Here is a 22,075-nt window from a genome sequence, read left to right as displayed (position 1 = left end):
GCTTCTACCGGCGGGTTCGTCCCGCTGAGGGGTAAGCGCTTGCTATCGCAAAGGGGCGACCGACGCCCGGACCACGATGTGCGTGCCCACCACGGCCGTCGTCTGCACGGGGGAGAGGTAGTCGTTGTCCTCCGTGACGTCCAGCCCGACGCGCACCGCCTGGCGCCCCATCTCCTCCAGCGGGATGCGCACCGTGGTGAGCTGGGGCCGCAGCTCCTGCGCGATGGGCACGTCGTCGTACCCCACCACCGACATCCCCTCGGGCACGGACACCCCGGCCAGCTCCAGTGCCTGCATCGCGCCCGCCGCGACGGTGTCGTTGGCGCAGAACACGGCGGTGAAGTCGAGCGGCTCGGCCAGCAGCGCCCGCATCCTGTCGTAGCCGAACCTGCGGTTGAGCTGGCCGGTGTGGATGAGGGCCTTGTCCTGGGGCAGGCCGCGGAAGCGCAGCGCGCGCCGGTGCCCGGCGAGCCGGGCGATGGTGGTGGACAGGTGCGGCGGCCCGCCCAGGAAGACGATCCGCCGGTGCCCCTGCGTGATCAGGTAGTCGGTGATGGCGAAGGCGCCGCCCTCGTTGTCGTACTCGACGGTCCTGGTCGGCACGTCCTCGCCGAGGGAGGGGCGCCCGCACAGCACGAGCGTGGAGCCGCTGGCGTGCAGCGCGCGCGCCCTGCGCGCGACCTGCGCGGCGTAGGAGCGGTCCTCGTAGGCGCCGCCGACCAGGATCACCGCGTCGGCGCGCTGCTCGTGCAGCAGGTCGATCAGCGCCAGCTCCTGCTCGTGGCTGCCGTGCGTGCAGGAGACCATGCACAGCCTGCCGTGCTTGGTGGCCTCACGCTCGACCCCCCGGGCGATGTAGGCGTAGAAGGGGTCGATCAGGTCGCTGATGATGATGCCGACGGTCCTGTTGGTGGCTCCCGCCAGGGCTCTGGCGTGCGCGTTGGCGACGTACCCGAGGTCGGCGATGGCCTGCTCGACCCGCTGCCTGGTCGCGGCCGAGACGGGGTAGTTGCCGTTGATCACCCGGGAGACGGTGGCGCTGGAGACCCCGGCGCGCGCCGCCACATCGGCCATGGTCGCCAGGCTCTGCTCGGTCACGTCCCCTCCTTTCCGTGGCTGACGATCATGCCATCCGGTCGAGCTCGGCACGACGGATCTCGTGGAGCAGCGGCTCGCCGGCGGTGTACCGGGCGATCTCCGCGAGCGTCGACTCGGCCAGCCGCGTCAGCTCGTTGCCCTGGGCACCGGCGAGGTGCGGGGTGACGAACGCGTTGGGCAGGTCGAACAGCGGATGACCGGCCGGCAGCGGCTCCGGGTCGCTGACATCAAGTATCGCGTCCAGCCGGCCGCTGCGTACCTCCTTGACCAGTGCCTCGGTGTCGATCAGCCCGCCGCGCGCGGTGTTGACGACCACCGCGCCGTCCCTGAGCAGCGACAGCCTCCTGGCGTCCAGCATCCGGTACGTCTCGCGCGTCTCCGGCGCGTGCAGGCTGACCACGTGCGACCGTTCGGCCAGCGTGTCGAGGTCCACGGCGGCGCCGCCGAGCGCGGCGATCTCCTCGGCCCCGGCGTACGGGTCGTACACCAGCACCTCGGCGTCGAGCCCGCGCAGCAGCTCCATGACCCTGCGCCCGATCCGGGACAGCCCGATCAGCCCGACCGTGATGCCGCGGGTGCCGAGCCAGGGCAGGCCGCTGAAGTCGCGCCGGTCCCCCGACTCGCGGTAGCGGTGGGCGAGGGTGAAGGCGCGCTTGGCGCCGAAGACGATGGCGGCGTAGGCGAACTCGGCGACGGGCACCGCGTTGGCGTCGGCGGCGCTGGTCACCCGCACGCCGCGGTCGAGCACCTCGGGGTCGAGGAAGGTCTTCACGGTGCCGGCGGCGTGCGCGATGAGGCGCAGGCCGGGCGCCCGGTCGAGCAGGTCGGCGCCGATCCTCGGGCAGCCCCAGCCGGTGACGAGGACCTCCGCGCGGGCCATCGCGCGCAGCGCTCCGGCCGAGCTGGTCTCGTGCAGCACCTGGTCGTGCACCTCGGCCAGGTCGGCGAGCCTGCGCAGCGTCGCCTGCCCGAACACCTCCTCCCGGACTCCTGGCGCCATCGCGAGGACGGCACGGGGCCTGAGCGGGGCTTGCGGAGGTTTCACCGGCAGCCTCTCTGATAGTAAGCGCGTTCTATGCATCGAGGTCGCACGTTAGGACTTCACCTGCGGAAAGGTCAAGCAGAGACAGGATAAATCGGACGATTTTCCGGTGTAGGTCTTGACGGAAGCGAAAGCGCTTACTAATTTCCTCGCCAACCGGAAGGACCCAGCGCATGACCGCTACCCTCGACGCTCCCCCGACCGCGTCCGCCTCCGAGCGGCGACAGGCGCCACGCAAGCCGCCGCTGTGGCGCCGCGTCTGGCGTGACCGGGTGATGCTCCTGCTGGCGCTGCCCGGGCTGCTCTATTTCCTGGTCTTCCACTACGGGCCGCTGTTCGGCTACGTGGTCGCCTTCAAGGACTATCAGCCCTACATCGGGTTCGTGGACAGCCCCTGGGTGGGGCTGCGGAACTTCGCCAGTGTCTTCGGCGACCCGGGCGTCTGGAACGCCCTGGGCAACACGCTCAAGATCACCCTGACCCAGCTCGTGCTGTTCTTCCCCGCCCCCATCGCGCTCGCGCTGCTGCTCAACAGCGTGCTCAACGACAAGGTGCGCAGGTTCGTGCAGAGCGTGGTCTACCTCCCGCACTTCATCGGCTGGGTGATCATCGTCTCGGTGTTCCAGCAGATCCTCGGCGGCGCGGGCGCGCTGCCGACGTTCCTGGAGAGCGTCGGGCTGCCGCGCTACGACATGATGACCGACCCGGACGTCTTCCCGCTGCTGGTGACGTTGCAGGTGATCTGGAAGGACGCGGGCTGGGCCACGATCATCTTCCTGGCCGCGCTGCTCTCCATCGACCAGGGCCTGTACGAGGCGGCGGCCATGGACGGAGCGGGCAGATGGCGCCGCCTCTGGCACGTCACGCTGCCCGGCATCACCCCGATCATCATCCTGCTGCTCATCCTCAACCTCGGCAGCATCCTGTCGGTCGGCTTCGAGCAGATCCTGCTCCAGCGCGACAACGTCGGCCCCGACGCGGGGGAGGTGCTGGACACCTTCGTCTACTTCAACGGCGTCAAGGACGGCCAGTGGGGCGCCGCCGCCGCGGTCGGCCTGGTCAAGACCATCGTCGGCACCGCGCTGGTGCTCGGCGCGAACAAGGTGGCCCATCTGTTCGGCCACGAGGGGGTGTACCGAGGTGCCGACAAGTAGCCGCTCCGACATGCGGCCGGCCTGGATGGAGCGGCCTTCGACGCCGGGCCTCGTCGTCAAGGGGGTGATCCTCACCGCCGTCGTCCTGCTGGTCGCCTACCCGTTCGTCGGCGTGATCGGCACCAGCCTCTCGACGGAGAGCGACATCGCCAGGAGCGGCGGGTTCGTCCTGTTCCCGACCTCACCGAGCCTGTCGGCCTACTCGACGATCTTCAACGGCGGCACCGTCACGCGGGCCCTGCTGGTCAGCGTGCTGGTGACGGTGGTCGGCACCTGCGCCAGCATGCTGGCGACGATCGGCATGGCGTACGGGCTGAGCCGCCGCGAGGTGACAGGCTCCCGCTGGATCCTGCTGGTCGCCCTGCTCACCATGCTCTTCAACCCGGGCCTGATCGCCAACTTCCTGCTCGTCAAGCAGGTCGGGCTGATCGACTCCTTCGGCGCGCTGATCCTGCCCAGCCTGGTCAGCGCGTTCAACCTGGTCGTGCTCCGCTCGTTCTTCATGGGCCTGCCGCGCGAGCTGCTGGAGAGCGCGCGCATCGACGGAGCCGGTGACTTCGGCATCCTCGTCAGGATCGTGCTGCCGCTGTCGAAGGCGGTGCTCGCGGTCATCTCCCTCTTCTACGCCGTCGGCTACTGGAACGCCTTCTTCAACGCCCTGCTCTACCTCAACGACTCGGACAAGTTCCCGCTCCCGCTCATCCTGCGCACCTTCGTCCTCCAGGGCAGGACGCTGGAGGCCCTGGCCGCCGCCGAGGCGCCCGCGCCGGTGCAGGCGATCCAGATGGCCGTGCTCGTGGTGGCGATCGTGCCGATCCTGCTCGTCTACCCCTTCCTCCAGCGCTACTTCACCAAGGGTGTGCTCACCGGCGCCATCAAGGGCTGAACCCCCCGACCTCCAAGGAAAGCTCCCCATGAGAGAACTCGTGTCCCGCCGTGGCTTCCTGCGCCTCGGCGCCGCCGCGGCCGCCTCCACCGTGCTGGCGGGCTGCGGCGACGGCTCGCCCGCCCCGGCCGCCAAGGCCCAGGGCCTGAGCATCAAGCTGCCTGCCCACACGCCGCTGACCGGCGCGCTCAAGCCCGACCTGCCCGGCAACGCCACCGGCGTGCCCGATGGGTACTTCACCTACCCCAAGGAGCTGTTCAAGGCGGTGGCCAAGCCGCCCATGTCGGGCGGCACCGTGAGCATCGCCGTGCAGACGTTCTCGCCTCCCCCGCCCGGCAGGGGCGACAACCCCGCCTGGCAGGAGGTCGAGAAGCGGCTCGGCGGGACCGCCGACATGCAGCCGGTCACCTCCGACGACTGGCCGACCAAGTTCAACACGATGGTCGCCGGCGGCACGCTGCCCGACCTGTTCACCTACGTCTCCACCCAGGGCGTGAACAACCTGCCCGCCTTCGTCGCCAGCCAGTGCACCGACCTGACGCCCCTGCTCGGCGGCGACGCGGTCAAGGCGTACCCGAACCTGGCGGCGATCCCGCAGGTGTTCTGGAAGCAGGGCATCGTCGGCGGCAAGCTGTACGGCATCCCCGTGCCGCGCAACATGGTCGGCGGCCTCGGTTTCTACCGGGCCGACATGTTCGCGCAGGCAGGCGTCACCGACCTGGCGCAGATCACCGACCTGGACCGGCTGTCCGAGTTGCTCAAGGAGGTCACCAGGCCCAAGGACAACCAGTACGGAGTGGTCGCCTACACCGGAGGGCTGTACGGCCTGTCGATCTTCTCGCAGCTCTTCGGCACACCCAACCTCTGGCGGCTGGAGAACGGCAAGCTCGTCCACCAGATCGAGACCGAAGAGTACAAGGCCACCGTCGAGTACGTGCGCAAGCTGCGCGAGGCAGGCGTCATCTACCCCGGCTCCGAGGGCTTCGACGGCCTCAAGCGCAAGAACGAGTTCAACGCGGGCCGCGCCGCGCTCGTCTACGACGGCCTGCCCGCCTACCTCGGCCCCACCGGCTACCTGCAGACCTCGAAGAAGATCGACCCGAAGGCCGACCCCAGGCCGATGATCCCGATCGGCCAGGCCGCCAAGGCACACCTCAACAACATCGTCGTCTCGATCACCATGATGAGGAAGAGCGACGAGACCCGCGCCAAGGAGCTGCTGCGGGTGGCCGACTTCTTCGCCTCGCCGTTCGGCAGCGAGGAGTACACGCTGTTCAACTACGGCGTCGAGGGCGCCGACCACACGCGCGACGACAAGGGCAACCCCGTGCTGACCGAGCAGGGCAGCAGGGACACCACAGTGCCGTGGAAGATGCTCGCCGCGCCCACCCAGGCGCTGTTCGACTCCTCCTCGGCGGACGCCGTGAAGATCATGCACGACGCGATCAGCAAGATGATCGCCGTCGGCGTCGAGGACCCGACCGTCGGGTTGTACTCGCCCGCCAACGAGAACAGCTACGAGTCGCTCTACACGATGCGCATCGACCGTGTCACCTCCATCATCGCGGGTCGCGCTCCCCTCAGCGACCTCGACAACGTGATCAAGGAGTGGCGGGCGAAGGGCGGGGACAAGGTCCGCGCCGAGTTCGAGGAAGCGCTCAAGCAGACACCGAAGGCAGGCTGACCGTGAAGAAGCACCTTCTCTTACTCGCCGCCGCCGCGCTGCTCAGCACGGCCGCCGCTGTTCCGGCCACCCCGTCGCCCGGCTCGCCGGGGCTGGGCGACCCGCTCTTCCCGACCCTCGGCAACGGCGGCTACGACGTGCGCCACTACGACGTCTCCTTCGACTTCACCCCGGTCACCTACGACTTCTCCGGCACGGTCGCGTTCACCGCGAAAGCCACCCAGGCGCTGTCGTCGTTCAACCTGGACACCGACGGGCACGTCATCGAGTCGGTCACCGTCAACGGCGAGCCCGCCGCCTGGTCGCTGTCCCCCGGCCAGAGCGGGCAGGAGCTGACCGTCACCCCGGCCGCGCCGCTGCGCGAGCACGTGCCGTTCAAGGCCGAGGTGCGCTTCCACGGCAACGGCAAGGCGCCGCGTGCCGGGCTGACCGGCTGGCGCTTCGGCCCCGACGGCGGGTTCGCCGCCGCCGCCCAGTCGAGCAGGGCCGACACGTTCTTCCCCGTCAACGACCACCCCTCCGACAAGGCCACCTGGACCTTCCGCGTCACCGCGCCGGAGGGGTACGTCGCCACCGCCAACGGCGAGCTCGCGAGCAGGCGCGGGAACGTGTGGCGGTTCGAGGAGCGCGAGCCGATGGCGTCGGAGCTGATCGGCCTGGCCGTGGTGAAGGGCACCTACCTGTACGGCGAAGGCCCGCACGGCCTGCCGTTGCGCCACGTCGTCCCGCAGGGCCAGGAGGAGCGCTACGGCCCGATCGCCGCCGAGACCGGCGCGCAGATCGCCTGGGCGGAGGCGAGGTTCGGCCGCTTCCCCTTCTCCACCTACGGCATCCACATCTACCCGGGTTACAGCGACGCGCTGGAGAACCAGACGCTGTCGCTGTTCGGCACCGGCTGGTTCGACAAGCCCACGTACTCCAACACGATGGTGCACGAGCTGGTACACCAGTGGTTCGGCGACTCCGTCACGCCCGCCACCTGGCAGGACGCCTGGCTGAACGAGGGCCCGGCCGTCTACTACGCCGCCCTGTGGGCCGAGGAGCACGGCGGCCAGCCGATGGTGGAGCGGATGCGCACCGTGTACGGCAAGCTCGACGCGGTCCGCGCCAAGGACGGCCCGCCCGGCAAGCCCAAGGCGCTGGGCGGCTACAACATCTACGACGGCGGCGCCCTCGTCCTGTACGCGCTGCGCACCGAGGTCGGCGACGCCGCCTTCGACCGGATCATGCGCAGGTGGGTGCAGCGGTACAAGGACGGCAACGCCTCCACCGAGGACTTCATCGCCCACGCCGCCGCCACCACGCGCCGGCCCGGCCTGGACCCCTTCCTCCGCGCCTGGCTCTACGGCGCCCAGAACCCCCCGCTGGAGGGCCTGTGAACGGCACGATCGCGCTGGTTCTCCTGCTGTCCATGACCCCGGCGGCTGCACCGGGCCCGAAGGTCTACCACGCCGCTCCCGACGGCCGCTCCGCCGCCTGCAGCCGCCCGAACCCGTGCTCGCTGGAGACCGCCAGGGACAAGGTGCGCCAGGCCGTCGCGGGCGGGATGGACCGCGACGTGGAGGTCCGGCTCGCCGGTGGCCGATACGCGCTGACGGAACCCCTGGTCCTGGACGAGCGGGACTCCGGATTCGAGGGCCACACGGTGACCTGGACCGCCGCGCCCGGGGCCAGGCCGATCCTGACCGGCGGCGTGCCCATCACCGGCTGGCGACGGCAGGGCCGCTTCCAGGTGGCTTCCGTGCCCGAAGGCGTGGAACCGCGCCAGCTCTTCGTCGGCGGCGCCCGCGCCACCCGCGCCCGCGGCGCCTCGTGCCCGGCCTCCGTGTGCGACGCGACCACGACCGGGATGACCGGCGCGGTCGCGAGCGGCGTGGCGGGCTGGCAGGACGCGCCGGAGGCCGAGGCGGTCATCAAGGTCAGGTGGCGCAACTACCGCTGCCGGATCGACCGCGTGGACGGCGACGTGATCTCCTTCGCCCAGCCGTGCTGGACGAACTCCGCGAGCGGCACCGGCCGCACCGGCCCCGCCTGGGACACCACGACCGTCGACTCCTCCCGCTACAGCGGCGTCGCCTTCTTCGAGAACGCCCGCGAGCTGCTCGATGAGCCGGGCGAGTTCGTCTACGACCGTACGGACCGGACCATCACGTACCTGCCCAGAGCGGGCGAGAACCTCGCCGACGCCGTCGTTCCCTCGACGGAGACGCTGCTGCGGATCGACGGCGCGAGCCGCGTCAAAATCGCGGGCCTGGGCTTCCAGCACGCCGCTTATCACCAGCCCGGCACCGACGAGGGCTACGCGGGCACCCAGGCGGGGCTCACGCTGACCGGCGCCACCGGCCCCGAGGACCACGCGGGCCGCTACTACACCAAGCCCGCCGCGGCCGTCGTCGTGAACGGCGGCAGTGACGTGACGATCACCGGGGCCGCCTTCGCGCACCTCGGCGGCGCGGGCGTGATCCTGCAAGCCGGCACCAGGGACTCGGCGGTCACCGGCTCGACGTTCACCGACCTGTCGTCCGGCGCGGTCTACGTCGGCGACACCGAGCCCAACCCGCCGGCCGAGCTGCGTGGCGAGCGCAACACCGTGGCCCGCAACACGATCACCCTGGCCGGCAGGGAGTTCACCGACGCGGTCGGGATCTGGGCCGGCTACGAGACGGGCCTGCGCGTGGACCACAACACGCTGGAGCGGCTGCCGTACTCCGGCATCTCCGTCGGCTGGGGCTGGAACCAGCCCGTCGCGCAGAGCCCCGGCATGCGCGACAACCAGGTGACGAACAACCGGATCGTGGACGCCATGATGGTCGCCGACCAGCAGCACGACGGCGGCGCCATCTACACGCAGGGGCCACAGCCCGGCACGGTGATCTCCGGCAACTACGTCAACCGGTCCGCGTACGGCAACACCGAGCGCGACGGCAACGGCGTCTACCTGGACGAGCAGAGCTCCCACATCAGGGTCGAGGGCAACGTCATCACCCGGGTCGGCTACAAGTGGATCTCCAACTGGGCCGGCTACGGGATCGAGAACCTCGCCACGGGCAACTGGACCGACACCACCGCGCCCGCCCTTTCGGGGCGCGGCTCCCAGCAGGTGGACAACTTCACGGCGCTGGAGCTGCTGCCCGAGGCCGCGCTGCGCGTCGCCGCCGCGGCCGGTGCCAGGCCAGGCGAGGTGGAGCAGCTCGTACCCGACCTCGCCAGGACGGGTAGCGCCACCCAGTCCGCCACCGAGGGGACGGCGAGCGCCGCCAACGCCATTGACGGCTCCACCGTCACCGACAGCAGGACCACCTCGGCGGCGGGCTCGTGGTGGCAGGTGGACCTCGGCGAGGTGCGCGCGATCGGCGCGGTCGAGCTCTGGAACGACGCGAGCATGACCACGGCCGACGTCCAGGTGCTGGTCTCGCGCACGCCGGACTTCGCCGAGGCGACCGTGCTGCCGCTGCCGGGCAAGGTGCTGCGCCCGTCGCCGGTCACGGTGGACGCCGAGGGCCGGTACGTACGGATACAGCGCACCGGAACGGGACGGATCGGGCTCGCCGGAGTCGCGGTCCATGAGAGGGACAGGACATGAGCTGGTTCACCGAGGCCCGATTCGGGCTGTTCATCCACTGGGGGATCTACGCCGCCGCCGCGCGGCACGAATGGGTGCGCTCGTACGAGCGGCTCACCGAGGAGCAGTACCGCCGCTACTTCGAGCACTTCGACCCCGATCTCTACGATCCCCGGGTCTGGGCGGAGGAGGCGGTCGGCGCGGGGATGAAGTACGCCGTGGTGACCAGCAAGCACCACGACGGGTTCTGCCTGTGGGACTCGGACCTGACCGGCTACAAGGCTCGGCGCGACCTGCTCGCCCCGATGCTCGACGCGTTCAGGGAGCGGGGCCTGCGCACCGGTCTGTACTACTCGCTGCTCGACTGGCACCACCCGGACTTCCCCAACGACCTCTACCACCCGCAGCGGGACGAGGACCTGGGCGAGCGCGACATGACGAAATATGCGGACTATATGCACGGCCAGGTCCGCGAGCTGCTCACCCGCTACGGCGACATCGACACGATGTGGTTTGACTTCTCCTACGAGGGCCGCGGCTTCGGCGCCAAGGGCCCGCGCGAATGGCGCTCCGAGGAGCTGGAGCGGATGGTCCGCGAGCTGCGGCCCGGCATCCTCGTCAACAACCGGCTCGGCCTCGGCACCGGCGACTTCACCACCCCCGAGCAGGTCATGCCGCCCGGCGGGGTGCCCGGCCACACCGCGTGGGAGTCCTGCCAGACGCTCAACGGAAGCTGGGGCTACCACCGCGACAACCAGGACTGGAAGCCGGTGGACCTGCTGATCAAGATGCTCGTCGACACCGTCTCCAAGGGCGGCAACATGCTGCTCAACGTGGGCCCGAACGCGCGCGGCGAGTTCGAGCCGCGGGCCGTCGAACGGCTGCGCGGCATCGGGCGGTGGATGCGCCTGCACTCCCGCTCCATCCACGGCGCGGGCGCCTCGGCGTACGAGCCGCCGCAGGACTGCCGCTACACCCAGCGCGGCGACCGCCTCTACCTGCACCTGCTGTCGTGGCCGATGAAGTACGTGCACCTCGCCGGGCTCGGCGGCAGGGTGAAGTACGCCCAGTTCCTGCACGACGCCTCCGAGGTGCCCATGATCACGATCGATCCCGCGGAGCCGTTCCACCACTACCTGCGCGGCCTGCCGGACGACACGCTGACACTGCAGCTCCCCATCACCCGCCCGGACGTCACGGTCCCGGTGGTGGAGCTGTTCCTGGCCTGAGCCTCAGGCGACGCCACGTCGCCGCCCTGCCCAGGCTGCTGAGCAGGCGCGACTCACAGCCGTAACAAACGGGCCGAAAAGCCGCCGATCCCGAGGGGCGGAACGGGCCACGCCGCCCCTCGGGCGTCCCCTATGATGCTTGCCCTGATCAGCTGATGCCTGCGCGAGCGGGATTCGCGTTCTCGCCGTTCCCCGCGAGGCGCCGGTCCCGGCAGAGGAGACGAGCGCGTCGCCGTGGTACCCCATGAATGATCCTGAGCTGCGGTTCTCGGTGCTCGGCCCCGTACGGGCGTGGCGCGACGGCGCCGAGGTGGACGTCGGCTCGCCGCAGCAGCGGCTGGTCCTGGCGGTGCTGGCGGTGGCCGGCGGCAGGGTGGTCGCCCAGGACCAGTTGCTCGACGCGATCTGGGGCGAGGCGCGCCCGCGCAGCGCCATCGGCACCCTGCGCACCTACGTCTCCCGGCTGCGCTCCGCGCTCGGCCCGGAAGCGATCTCCTCCGTCGGCAGCGGCTACGCGCTCACCGCCGGCGCCTGCGACCTCGCCGTCCTGGACGAGCTGGCACGTGAGGGACGGCACGGCGAGGCGCTGGCGCTGTGGCAGGGGGAGCCGCTGACCGGCCTGGACGGCGGGTACGCGCACGCCCAGCGGGCGCGGCTGGCGGAGCGGCGGCTCACGCTGCTGGAACGCAGGCTCGGCGAGGACGTCGAGCAGGGCAGGCACGCGGAGGTCGTCGCCGAGCTCACCTCGCTCTGCGCGGAGCACCCGGTCAGGGAACGCCTGGCCGGCCTGCTGATGCTGGCGCTGTACCGCTCCGGCAGGCAGGCCGAGGCGATCGGCGTGTTCACCGACCTCAGGAAGCTGCTGGCCGAGGAGCTGGGCGTCGACCCGTCACCGGAGCTGGCGGAGCTGTACCGGCGGATCATCTCCGCCGACCCCGCGCTCGGCGCCGAACCGGAGGGCACGGGCAAGGCCGCGACCCCCGTGCCGCGCCAGCTTCCCGCCGACATGACGGACTTCACCGGCAGGGAGCCGGACGTCGAGCAGGTGACGCGGGCCCTCCAGGAGGGCAACGGCTCGGCGCTGGTCATCTCGGCCGTGGCGGGCGCCGGCGGCATGGGCAAGACCACGCTGGCCGTGCACGTGGCGCACCGGCTGGCCGCCGCCTACCCCGACGGCCAGCTCTTCGTGGACCTCCAGGGCGCGGGCCCGCGCCCGCTGACGCCGGAGGCCGTGCTGGGCGGGTTCCTGCGCGCGCTGGGCGCCGACATGGCGGCGCTGCCCGAGGAGCTGGACGAGCGGGCCGCGCTCTACCGCTCGCTGCTGGCGGAGCGGCGGGTGCTGGTGCTGCTCGACAACGCGGCGAGCGCGGGACAGGTGCGCCCGCTGCTGCCGGGCACCGCCGGATGCGCGGTGCTGGTGACCAGCCGGGCCAGGCTGTCGGCGCTCTCCGGCGCGCGCCACCTCGGCCTGGAGGCGATGCGCCCGGAGGAGGCGCTGGAGCTGCTGGCCAAGGTCGTGGGGCAGGAGCGGGTGGCCGCCGAGCGGGAGGCGGCGCAGGAGCTGATGCGGGCCTGCGGGTACCTGCCGCTGGCGATCAGGATCGTGGCCTCGCGGCTGGCGGCGCGCCCCGGCTGGAGCCTGGCCAGGCTGCTCGGCCGGATGGCCGACGAGCGCCGCCGCCTGGCCGAGTTACGCGTGGACGACCTGGCCGTGGAGGCCACGTTCGCCCTCGGCTACGACCAGCTCGACGAGGCGCACGCGGCGGCGTTCCGGCTGCTGGCGGTGCCCAACGCGGCCGACCTGCCCGCCCCCGCGGCGGCGGCCGTGCTGGGCGTCACGGAGGCCGAGGCGGAGGAGCTCTGCGAGGCGCTGGTGAACGTGCACCTGATGGAGTCGCCCGCGCCCGGCCGCTACCGCCACCACGACCTGCTCAAGCTCTACGCCCGCTCCCGCCTGGACGGCGAGGAGCCCAGACGCCAGGCCCTCGACCGGCTGCTCGGCCACTACCTGGCGGCCATGGCCTGGCTCGTGGACGTGATGTACCCCGGCGACCCGGTGCTCGACCACGTCACGACGTCCGCGCCCCGGCCGTCGTTCGCCGACCTCCACGCCGCCATCGCGTGGGGGCAGGCCGAGGAGGAGGGCATGCTCGGCTGCCTCCACCAGATCGCCGACACCCCTGGCACGGCGCTGCACGACGCGGTGTCGCTGCTCGACATGATGACCCTCGTCTTCGACTTCGAGTCCAGCCCGAGCGGCTACGAGCGGGTCGTCGAGCGGCTCGTGGCCGCGGCGGCGGAGCGCGGCGAATGGACCGCCGAGGCGCACGCCCGCCGCAAGCGCGGCGAGATCCTCTACGCCCGCAGGGACACCGAGGCGGCCGAGGCCGAGGCCAGAGCCGTGCGCGACCGCGCCGACGCCCGCCCGGCGGACCACGCCTGCGCGGTCAACGTCCTCGCCATGCTCGCCCACGACAGGCGCGCCTACGACGAGGCGATCGCAATGTACAACGAGACCCTCGGCACCTGGCGCACCCTCGGCCACCGCTCCGAGGAGGCCATCCTCATGGGCAACCTGGCGCTCGTGCTGGCCGAGGCCGGCCGGGGCGAGGAAGGGGTGGAGGTCGGGGAGCGGGCCGTCGCCATCACCCGCGAGCTGGGCGGCGGCCGGCCCAACCCGCAGATCCTCTACCAGCTCGCCGTCGCACTCGGCGCCGCCGGCCGCCACCAGGAGGCGCTCACCCGCTTCGGCGCGGGCCGCGCCGAGTTCCAGCGGCTCAGGCAGCACGCGTGGGAGGGGCTGACCCTGCGCAGGATGGCCGAGACCTACCTCCTCATGGGGCGGCCCGACCGGGCCGTGGACCATGCCGAGGAGTCGCTGGTCATGCTGCACGAGACCGACCAGGGGTGGATGCGCGGCAAGGCGCTCGCCGTGCTCGGCCGGGCGCTGCACGGCCTCGGCCGGCGCAGCCGGGCCACGGCCTGCCTGACGGGCGCGCTCGCGATCATGGAGCGGCAGGGCTCGCCCGACGCCGACGACGTCCGCACCCTCCTGGCCACCCTCGACCCCCCGGCCTGACCCCGCCCCGTGCCGTGCTCAGCCGCGTCGCGCGGCGTGCCGTCCTACTGCTGCTCGGCGAGCGACCCGCAGGTGAAGCCCTTCTCCCGCTCGGGGTCGAGCTGGATGGAGGCCAGGTTGGTCGTCTCCATGGGACGCCGGAAGGTCTCGTACTTGTCGCAGTCGTAGAAGACGTACGTCCCGTCACTCTCACCCAGCAACATCATCCACCGCCCGTCGTACAGCGGCTTGTCGTCCTCGGCGTTCTTGATGATCGTCCACTGGTCCTGGAAGCCGACATACCCGAGCAGGTCGTTGGCCTGCCCGGTCTCCTGCACCTCGAACGCGCCCTGCACCATCGCCAGGATCAGCAGGAAGCCCAGCCCGACCCCGGTGAGGGCGCCGAGCAGGACCTTGGTGGCGGCGCGCCCGACGGGCTTGCGGCGCAGCAGCCGGAACGGCACCAGGAACGTCAGCACGCCGAGCCCCACGGCCACGACGACCATGACGGCCAGGTCGAGGTCGCCGAAGAGGGTGAACAGCCCCCAGTACGTGGCGCCGCACCACAGCGCGGCGATCAGCGCGGCGATCCACGGCCGCCGCCGGATCCCCTCGATGAGCCTGCCGAGCGCGCCCCGGGTCAGCCTGTCGAGGATCCAGAACGCGCCGATGGCGAGCCCGAGGGTGGGGATGAGGATCAGCAGCATCAGGATGAGCGTGCCCATCAACCGGCCCAGCAGGACGGACTGGTCGATGCCCGCCTGCTGGGGGCTGATGCCGAAGACCTGGTACATCGCCTCTACGCCGAGGTAGAGCACCGCATAGAGCGTCACGCCGATCGGGACGATGACGGAGCCGATGCGTTCGAGCAGGTAGAGAACCCCGCCGTTGCCTTCTTCGCCGGGCGGGGCGTCGCTCTCGGGGAGCGTATGGGGAGCGGTGCGTTCTGCCGCGACCTGGTCAGTGGACATGGCGCACGAAGATAGGGCCTGCGTGTCGACGGATCGTTGACGGATGCTCGACGCCCTCGATGATCGGATGGATGCGTCCGTGCCGCATAGTCGCTGTACCATCCAGCTTTCCTGAAGAAACATCGGATGAGAAGACTTGTTACATCCGGATTTCGGTGCTATCTCCTAGGATTAAGGCTCCTGTGATCGGAGGATTCCGTGCCGCACCCCCCGCGACGACGCTTCAGCAGCGCCTTGATCGTCGTCTTCACTCTCGCCGCGGGCCTGTCCGCCCCGCTCAGCGCGAACGCCGCCACGGCCGAGACACCCGATGACTTATCCCTCTGGTACGACAAGCCCGCCACCGACTGGGAGACCCAGGCCCTGCCCATCGGCAACGGCCCCCTCGGCGGGATGGTGTTCGGCGGCGTGGCCACCGAACAGCTCCAGTTCAACGAGAAGACATTGTGGACCGGCGGGCCGGGTGTGTCCGGCTACGACTTCGGCAACTGGAAGGCGCCCCGGCCGGGCGCCATCGCCGAGGTCCAGCAGCAGATCGACCGCGACGGCAGGATGGCGCCGGACGACGTGGCCGCCAAGCTCGGCCAGCCCAAGACGGGCTTCGGCGCGTACCAGACGTTCGGCGACCTGTTTCTCGACTTCGGCCCTGAGGCCTCCGCCGCCGCCACCGAGTACCGGCGCGAGCTGAGCCTGCGCGAGGCCGTCGCCCGGGTCGGCTACACCGCCGGCGGCGTGCGCTACTCACGCGAGTACTTCGCCAGCAACCCCGGCAACGTGATCGTCGGCAAGATCTCGGCAGACCAGGGCGGCAAGGTGTCGTTCACGCTGCGGCACACCTCGCCGCGCGACGACAAGACCGTCACCGCCTCCGGCGGGCGCCTCACCATCCGGGGACAGTTGCGCGACAACAAGATGCGGTTCGAGGCCCAGGTACAGGTGATCACCGAGGGCGGCACCCGTACCGACTCGGGGGACAGGATCACCGTCACCGGCGCGGACAGCGCCGTGTTCGTGCTGTCGGCCGGCACCGACTACGCCGGCACCTACCCCGCCTACCGGGGCGAGGACCCGCACGCCAAGGTCACCGCCGCCGTGGACGCCGCCGCAGGGCAGGGCTACGAGCAGCTCAGGCGCGCGCACGTGGCCGACTACCGCGAGCTGTTCGACCGGGTGAAGCTGGACCTCGGCGGCTCGCCCCCGGCGATCCCCACCGACCAGCTCCGCAAGAGCTACACCGGCGGCGACTCCGCCGCCGACAGGGCGCTGGAGTCGCTGTTCTTCGCCTACGGCCGCTACCTGCTCATCTCCTCCTCCCGCGAGAACGACCTGCTGCCCGCCAACCTGCAAGGCGTGTGGAACAACGTCACCAACCCGCCCTGGTCGGCCGACTACCACGTCAACATCAACCTCCAGATGAACTACTGGCCGGCCGAGCAGACCAACCTGCACGAGACCACCACGCCCTACGACCGCTACATCGCCTCGCTGGTCGCGCCCGGCCGCAAGACCGCCCAGGAGATGTACGGCGCCCGCGGCTGGGTGGTCAACAACGAGACCAACCCGTTCGGCTTCACCGGCGTGCACAACTGGGCCACGGCCTTCTGGTTCCCCGAGGCCGCCGCCTGGACCACCCAGCACCTGTACGACACCTACCGCTTCAGCGGCGACGAGAAGTACCTGCGCGAGACCGCGTACCCGGTGATCAGGGGCGCTGCGGAGTTCTGGCTCGACTTCCTGCGCACCGACCCGCGCGACGGCAAGCTCGTCGTCTCGCCCAGCTACTCGCCCGAGCACGGCGACTTCTCGGCGGGCGCGTCCATGTCGCAGCAGATCGTCCGCGAGGTGTTCACCAACGCGCTGGCGGCGGCGAAGAAGCTGAACGCGGACGCGGACTTCCAGGCCGAGGTGAGCGCGGCGCTGGCCAAGCTCGACCCGGGCCTGCGCGTCGGCTCCTGGGGCCAGCTCCAGGAGTGGAAGAGCGACTGGGACTCCAAGACCGACACCCACCGGCACGTCTCCCACCTGTACGCCCTGCACCCGGGCAACCAGATCCTGCCCGGCACCCCGGAGGCCGAGGCGGCCAAGGTGTCGCTGACCGCGCGCGGCGACGGCGGCACCGGCTGGTCCAAGGCCTGGAAGATCAACTTCTGGGCGCGGCTGCTGGACGGCGACCACGCGCACAAGATGCTCGCCGAGCAGCTCAAGGGCTCCACGCTGGACAACCTGTGGGACACCCACCCGCCGTTCCAGATCGACGGCAACTTCGGCGCCACCTCCGGCATCGCCGAGATGCTGCTGCAGAGCCAGCACGACGTCGTGCACGTGCTGCCCGCCCTGCCGTCCACCTGGAAGGACGGCTCGGTCAAGGGCCTGCGCGCCCGCGGTGACGTCACCGTGGACGCCGCCTGGAAGGACGGCGCCCCCGACACGATCACCGTCCGGCCCGGCCGGACCGGGCCGATCAAGGTCAGGTCGTCGTTCGTCGCCGGCCGCTACCGCGTCCACGACGAGCAGGGGCACGAGGTCGGCCCGCGCCGCGACGGCGACACGCTGAGCTGGAACGCCCGCGCGGGCAAGGCGTACACCATCCAGAACGAGGCCGCCGTCGCCCTGCGGACGCCCGGCACCGCCATGCCGGGCACGCCGTTCGAGGCGAAGCTCACCGTCACCGCCACCCGCCGCAGGTCGGTGCCCGCCTCCGACGTGACGCTCACCGCGCCGGACGGCTGGACCGTCGAGCCGGCGACCCGGCACCTGGCGGGCGTGGCGCCCGGCCGGACGCGCACCGCCACCTTCACCGTCACGCCAGGGCCCGCCGACGGGACGCGGCGGGCGGTGCTGTCCGCGTCGGTCACCGGCGATTCCTGGAAGAGCGGGGCCACCGCCGTGCTCGCCCTGGAGCCGTGCGCGCCCGCGCCGTCCGGCTCCGTCCTGGTCGCCTGGGACCCGAAGGAGGGCGGCACGGTCGCGGACAGCTCGGGCAACGGCCGGGACGCCACCGTCGCGGGCGGCGCCGCCGCCTACGACGGCACCGCGCCGACGGGCAGCGGGCTGACGCTCGACGGCAACACGTACCTGACCACCGCCGACACCGCGCTCGGCGTCGTGCGGGAGGCCACGTTCGCCGCCGAGGTCAAGATCGCGGGCAGCGGGTACCGGCGGCTGTTCGACTCCCAGCCGTCCGGCGACCCCGGCACCGACGGCGTGCTCATCGACGTCACCCCGGCAGGGAAGGTGCGCTTCATCGGCGCGGGCGCGAACGTCACCCTGAACGCCACCCTGCCCGCCGGCCGCTGGATCGACCTCGTGGTCACCCTCGACCGCGCCGGCGGGCTGGCCCTCTACGTGGACGGCGAGCGCCTGGCGACCGGCCAGGTCACCGCCGACGGCATCACCGGCTGCACCGCCCGGCCGCTGCGCTTCGGCGCCGACCAGGGTGGCGGCCAGCGGCTGACCGGCGGTGTGGACCGCGCCGCCGTCCTGGCCAGGACGCTGACCGCCGAAGAGGTGAGGACCTGGAAGGAGCTGGCCTTCTGACGCCGTGAACCCGCCGGGCGGAGAGGATCTTTCCGCCCGGCCCGTCGTCCAGGCAACCCGGTCGCGCGAACAACAGGCAACGGTGATCGGCCAGGGGGCCGACAGGGGTTCGCGGGGGTGCGCTTGAACGAGGCGACGGGGAAGAAGTGCACGCGGGCGGTCGCGGTCGGCCGGGCGGGCGAGCTGCCGGAATGGCTGCTCGACGGCATGTTCCGGCTCCGCCACGAGGTGTTCTACGAGCGCCTGCGCTGGGACGTGGCCAGCCTGCACGGCAAGGAACGGGACTTCTACGACGACTGCCAGCCGGTCTACGTGATCGCCTACGAGGACGGCTGCCGGCAGGTGACAGGGTGCTGCCGGCTGCTGCCGACCCACGGCCCGTACATGCTGCGCGACGTCTTCTCCGCGGCGTTGCGCGGCGGCCAGGCCCCGCGCGACCCGGCGGTCTGGGAGCTCAGCCGGCTGGCCACCCGCCCCGGCAGGTCCCGCGCGCTGACGGCCGGGTTCGGGTCGCTGGCCAGGGCGCTGCTGTGGGAGGCGTTCCGCTGGGTGGACCGGCACGGCGACACGATCGTCGCGGTGTCCAGCGTGGCCGTGGAGCGCAGCGTGCACGCCATGGGCGTGCCCACCACCCGGCTGGGCGACGGCCGGGCGACGCGGGTCGGCAAGGTGCTCTGCTCCGCCTACACCACCACGACCAGGGACTTCCTGGAGAACGCGCCCCCTCCGGCCGGGGAGGATGACCGCTGCCCCTGACCGGACGGGAAAAAATCAGTCGCTCCTCGCGTACGGACTGCGGCAGCATGACGACGGCGGGTGTCTGGCGTTCGGGGAGGGCGGATGACTGTGCTCGGAACACGACAAGGCTCCGGAGACACTCCGTCCCCGCGCAAGGCCGCGATCATGCTGGTGCTGCGCCACTACTCCGGCGAGCTGAAGCGCCAGTGGCGGGTCGCCGCGCCCGCGCTGACGCTGCCCGCGCTGGGCAACGTCTGCCTGTTCTACCTGGCGCCGCTCGCGGTGGCGGGGCTCGTTGGGCACCTGGCCGGCGGCGGTGACGGTGAGGTCGGCGCGCTGCTGCCGTACGTGCTCGCCTTCGGCGGCCTGCTGCTGGCGGGCGAGGTGTTCTGGCGGGTGGGGCTGCACTTCCTCAACCGCACGGACGCCCGCGGCATCGAGCGGCTCGGCGTGGTCGGCATGGACGAGCTGCTCGTCAAGGACGCCGCGTTCTTCCACGACAACTTCGCCGGGTCGCTGACCAAGCGGGTGCTGGGCTTCTCCAGCAGGTTCGAGGACTTCGTCGACACGATGACGTTCTCCATCATGGCCAAGCTGGTGCCGCTCACGTTCGCCTCAGTCGTGCTGTGGCGCTACGACCCGCTGCTGGTCATCGTGCTGCTGGGGCTGATCCTGGTCACCGGCTTCCTCGTCGCGCCGCTCATCCGCCGCCGCCAGGCGCTGGTGGACGAGCGCGAGGCGGCCAAGGTGCTGGTGTCGGGCCACGTGGCCGACGTGCTGTCGAACATGGACACGGTACGCGCGTTCGCCGCCGAGGACCGCGAGGCCACCGAGCACCGCGCCAGGATCGCCGAGCAGGCGAGGCTGTCGCTGCGCTCGTGGGACTACGGCAACCTGCGCGTCGACACCGTGGTCGCGCCGATGTCGGTCATCACCAGCGCTGTCGGCCTGCTCCTGGCCGTGGCGCTGCGCGGCGGGCTGGGGGTGGAGGCCATCGTGGTGACCTTCACCTACTACACGAACACGATCAGCATCATGTTCGAGTTCAACCAGATCTACCGGCGGCTGGAGAGCGTGCTCACGGAGGCCGCGCAGTTCACCGAGCTGCTGCTCGACCCGCCGACCGTGGTGGACCCGTCCGACCCGCAGCCGCTGCGGCCCGCCGACGCGAGCGTGCGCTTCGACCGGGTGCGCTTCGCCTACGGCGACGGCCCGCCCCTGTTCGACCGGCTCGACCTCGACATCCGCAGCGGCACGAGGATCGGGCTGGTCGGCCAGTCGGGCGGCGGCAAGAGCACGCTCACCCGGCTGCTGCTGCGGCTCATGGACATCGACGGCGGCCGCATCCTCATCGGCGGTCAGGACATCGCCCGCCTGCGCCAGGCCGACCTGCGCAGCCTCATCGCGTACGTGCCGCAGGAGCCGGCCATGTTCCACCGGTCGATCCGCGACAACATCGCCTTCGCCCGGCCGGACGCCACCGACGCCGAGATCTTCCAGGCGGCGCGGGCGGCGCACGTCACGGAGTTCGCCGAGTCGCTGCCGAAGGGCTTCGGCACGCTGGTGGGGGAGCGCGGCGTCAAGCTGTCCGGCGGGCAGCGGCAGCGCATCGCGCTGGCCCGCGCCATCCTGCGCGACGCCCCGATCCTGCTGCTGGACGAGGCGACCAGCGCCCTCGACTCCGAGAGCGAGATCCTCGTCCAGGAGGCGTTGTGGCGGCTGATGCAGGGGCGCACCGCGCTGGTGGTCGCCCACCGGCTGAGCACGGTCGTCCGGATGGACCGGCTGGTCGTGCTCAACAAGGGGCGCATCGTCGAGCAGGGCACCCACAGCGAGCTGCTCCAGGCGCAGGGCCCGTACGCCCGGCTCTGGCGGCACCAGTCGGGCGGGTTCCTGATCGACGACGACGACGCCTCGGAGGACGGGCAGGAGCTGGCGGGCGCCCGCGACGGCCATGTCCTAGAAGGATGAGAAGGCCGACAGCTTGGCGAAGCGCTCGCCGATGAGGCGGTGGGTGGCGGCGTCCGGGTGAAGCCCGTCGGGCAGCGGCAGCTCGGCGTGGTCGGCCTCGCCGTAGAGCTCGCGGCCGTCGAGGTAGCGCAGGTTCGGGTCCTCGGCCCGGCGCTGCTCGACGATGCGGGCCAGCTCGTCGCGGATGACGCCCAGCGTCAGCTTGCCGGCGGCCCGCTCGGCCGGGTCGCCGGTGGCGCGGAAGCGCAGCCGGCCGGTGCTGAGCGCGGTGAGGTCGAACGCGGCAGGGCCGGGGGTGTCCTCGTGGATGGGGCAGTGGATCGCCGACACGACCAGCAGCGGCGTGCTCGGGTGCCCCTCGCGGATGGTGTCGAGGAAGCCGTGCACCGCCGGGCCGAACGCGCGCAGCCGCATCAGGTCGGCGTTGACCAGGTTGATGCCGATCTTGACGCTGATCAGGTCGGCGGGCGCGTCGCGGATGGCGCGGGCGGTGAACGGGTCGAGCAGCGCGCTGCCGCCCAGGCCGAGATTGATCAGCTCCAGCCCGGCGAGTGAGGCGGCCAGAGCGGGCCACGTGGTGCTGGGGCTCGCCGCGTCGGAGCCGTGGCTGATGGAGCTGCCGTGGTGCAGCCACACCCGGCGCCCGCGGTCCGGCAGGGGCTCGATCGGGGCGTCCGTGCGCAGCGCGACGAGCTGGGTGGTCTCGTTGTGCGGCAGCCACAGCTCGACGTCCTTGGCCTGTGCGGGCAGGCCGGTGAAGCGTACGGTGCCGATGGGGCCCGGCCGGTGCTCGCCGGCGCCGGTGGCCAGGTCGACGGTCACCGTGTCGCCGTCGCTCAGGCTGGCCTGGCCGGTCAGGCGGCCGTCGACGATCAGGTCGTACACGCCGTCGGGGCGCGGCGGCGCGCCGGGATAGACCCGCTTGGTGGGCAGCGCGTCCAGCTCGACGGCGGTGGCCGTGGTGCGGAAGGCCAGCCGCACGCCGGAGGGCTGCGACTCGGCCATGGCGAGCTGGCCGTCGGCGCACTGCGCGCGGGCTCGCGCGGGCAGCCGGTGCGGCAGCAGGCCGCGCTCGGTGCGCTCCAGGTCGAGGGCGCCGCGGACGAGGGCCGTGGTGATGGGTGTGGTGATGAGCATGGTGTCAG

At 71.6% G+C, this 22,075-nt stretch carries 14 protein-coding genes; 10 read left to right on the top strand and 4 right to left on the bottom strand.

Going from position 1 to position 22,075, the window contains the following annotated elements:
- Positions 1 to 42: 42 nt before the first annotated feature.
- Positions 43 to 1,098: a LacI family DNA-binding transcriptional regulator gene (locus tag FXF51_RS07625; RefSeq protein ID WP_222871170.1), complete on the bottom strand. Its 1,056-nt coding sequence runs from the start codon at positions 1,096 to 1,098 to the stop codon at positions 43 to 45.
- A 25-nt stretch (positions 1,099 to 1,123) separates the two neighbouring features.
- On the bottom strand, positions 1,124 to 2,098 hold the full coding sequence (locus FXF51_RS07620; RefSeq protein ID WP_148433562.1) for a hydroxyacid dehydrogenase: 975 nt from the start codon (positions 2,096 to 2,098) through the stop codon (positions 1,124 to 1,126).
- A 215-nt stretch (positions 2,099 to 2,313) separates the two neighbouring features.
- Between FXF51_RS07620 and FXF51_RS07615 the strand changes: the two genes are divergently transcribed.
- From FXF51_RS07615 to FXF51_RS07585, 7 genes are all read left to right on the top strand, one after another.
- Entirely contained in the window at positions 2,314 to 3,294 is a 981-nt protein-coding gene (locus FXF51_RS07615) for an ABC transporter permease (protein ID WP_222871169.1), read from the top strand.
- A gap of 10 nt (positions 3,295 to 3,304) precedes the next feature.
- Positions 3,305 to 4,180 (top strand): carbohydrate ABC transporter permease, encoded by an 876-nt coding sequence (locus FXF51_RS07610; protein WP_222871168.1) that lies wholly within the window; start codon positions 3,305 to 3,307, stop codon positions 4,178 to 4,180.
- A 28-nt stretch (positions 4,181 to 4,208) separates the two neighbouring features.
- A complete protein-coding gene (locus tag FXF51_RS07605) occupies positions 4,209 to 5,864 on the top strand; it encodes an extracellular solute-binding protein (RefSeq protein ID WP_148433561.1) in 1,656 nt (551 codons plus the stop codon).
- A gap of 2 nt (positions 5,865 to 5,866) precedes the next feature.
- Positions 5,867 to 7,243: a M1 family metallopeptidase gene (locus tag FXF51_RS07600; protein ID WP_222871167.1), complete on the top strand. Its 1,377-nt coding sequence runs from the start codon at positions 5,867 to 5,869 to the stop codon at positions 7,241 to 7,243.
- Positions 7,240 to 9,447 (top strand): right-handed parallel beta-helix repeat-containing protein, encoded by a 2,208-nt coding sequence (locus FXF51_RS07595; protein ID WP_222871166.1) that lies wholly within the window; start codon positions 7,240 to 7,242, stop codon positions 9,445 to 9,447. The genes FXF51_RS07600 and FXF51_RS07595 overlap by 4 nt, the downstream gene beginning before the upstream one ends.
- Positions 9,444 to 10,655, top strand: a complete 1,212-nt coding sequence (locus tag FXF51_RS07590; protein WP_148433560.1) for an alpha-L-fucosidase — start codon at positions 9,444 to 9,446, stop codon at positions 10,653 to 10,655. Before FXF51_RS07595 ends, FXF51_RS07590 begins: the two co-directional genes overlap by 4 nt.
- 244 nt (positions 10,656 to 10,899) lie before the next feature.
- Entirely contained in the window at positions 10,900 to 13,734 is a 2,835-nt protein-coding gene (locus tag FXF51_RS07585) for an AfsR/SARP family transcriptional regulator (protein ID WP_148433559.1), read from the top strand.
- Between the two features lie 44 nt (positions 13,735 to 13,778).
- Here the strand turns inward: FXF51_RS07585 and FXF51_RS07580 are convergent, their stop codons facing one another.
- Positions 13,779 to 14,684 carry a hypothetical protein gene (locus FXF51_RS07580; RefSeq protein ID WP_187414242.1) on the bottom strand — a complete coding sequence of 302 codons (906 nt, stop codon included), beginning with the start codon at positions 14,682 to 14,684 and terminating at the stop codon, positions 13,779 to 13,781.
- Between the two features lie 234 nt (positions 14,685 to 14,918).
- On the opposite strand from FXF51_RS07580, the gene FXF51_RS07575 reads away from it, so the two are divergent.
- The 3 genes from FXF51_RS07575 (at position 14,919) to FXF51_RS07565 (ending at position 20,930) form a co-directional block, all read left to right on the top strand.
- The gene (locus FXF51_RS07575) at positions 14,919 to 18,221 is read left to right on the top strand and encodes a glycosyl hydrolase family 95 catalytic domain-containing protein (protein WP_187414241.1); all 3,303 of its coding nucleotides are present in this window, start codon (positions 14,919 to 14,921) and stop codon (positions 18,219 to 18,221) included.
- A 123-nt stretch (positions 18,222 to 18,344) separates the two neighbouring features.
- The gene (locus tag FXF51_RS07570; RefSeq protein ID WP_148433557.1) at positions 18,345 to 18,977 is read left to right on the top strand and encodes an acyl-homoserine-lactone synthase; all 633 of its coding nucleotides are present in this window, start codon (positions 18,345 to 18,347) and stop codon (positions 18,975 to 18,977) included.
- A gap of 84 nt (positions 18,978 to 19,061) precedes the next feature.
- Positions 19,062 to 20,930 carry an ABC transporter ATP-binding protein gene (locus FXF51_RS07565; RefSeq protein WP_148433556.1) on the top strand — a complete coding sequence of 623 codons (1,869 nt, stop codon included), beginning with the start codon at positions 19,062 to 19,064 and terminating at the stop codon, positions 20,928 to 20,930.
- On the opposite strand, the gene FXF51_RS07560 is transcribed toward FXF51_RS07565, so the two are convergent.
- The gene (locus FXF51_RS07560; protein WP_148433555.1) at positions 20,919 to 22,067 is read right to left on the bottom strand and encodes a GDSL-type esterase/lipase family protein; all 1,149 of its coding nucleotides are present in this window, start codon (positions 22,065 to 22,067) and stop codon (positions 20,919 to 20,921) included. The two genes, FXF51_RS07565 and FXF51_RS07560, sit on opposite strands and share 12 nt — an antisense overlap.
- Between the last annotated feature and the right edge of the window lie 8 nt (positions 22,068 to 22,075).

Origin of the sequence: Nonomuraea sp. PA05 (assembly GCF_008086045.1) — a bacterium.
GTDB classification, from domain to species: Bacteria; Actinomycetota; Actinomycetes; order Streptosporangiales; family Streptosporangiaceae; genus Nonomuraea; species Nonomuraea monospora.
The sequence above is the reverse complement of the archived record's forward strand: the minus strand, read 5'-3'. Positions and strand labels throughout refer to the sequence as shown.

What these genes read in the sequence shown, in the direction of transcription:
- FXF51_RS07580 (WP_187414242.1), bottom strand. Translation starts at nt 14,684, where the DNA reads ATGTCCACTGACCAGGTCGCGGCAGAACGCACCGCTCCCCATACGCTC.
- FXF51_RS07605 (WP_148433561.1), top strand. Translation starts at nt 4,209, where the DNA reads ATGAGAGAACTCGTGTCCCGCCGTGGCTTCCTGCGCCTCGGCGCCGCC.
- FXF51_RS07585 (WP_148433559.1), top strand. Translation starts at nt 10,900, where the DNA reads ATGAATGATCCTGAGCTGCGGTTCTCGGTGCTCGGCCCCGTACGGGCG.
- FXF51_RS07620 (WP_148433562.1), bottom strand. Translation starts at nt 2,098, where the DNA reads ATGGCGCCAGGAGTCCGGGAGGAGGTGTTCGGGCAGGCGACGCTGCGC.
- FXF51_RS07610 (WP_222871168.1), top strand. Translation starts at nt 3,305, where the DNA reads ATGCGGCCGGCCTGGATGGAGCGGCCTTCGACGCCGGGCCTCGTCGTC.
- FXF51_RS07560 (WP_148433555.1), bottom strand. Translation starts at nt 22,067, where the DNA reads ATGCTCATCACCACACCCATCACCACGGCCCTCGTCCGCGGCGCCCTC.
- FXF51_RS07590 (WP_148433560.1), top strand. Translation starts at nt 9,444, where the DNA reads ATGAGCTGGTTCACCGAGGCCCGATTCGGGCTGTTCATCCACTGGGGG.
- FXF51_RS07565 (WP_148433556.1), top strand. Translation starts at nt 19,062, where the DNA reads ATGACTGTGCTCGGAACACGACAAGGCTCCGGAGACACTCCGTCCCCG.
- FXF51_RS07615 (WP_222871169.1), top strand. Translation starts at nt 2,314, where the DNA reads ATGACCGCTACCCTCGACGCTCCCCCGACCGCGTCCGCCTCCGAGCGG.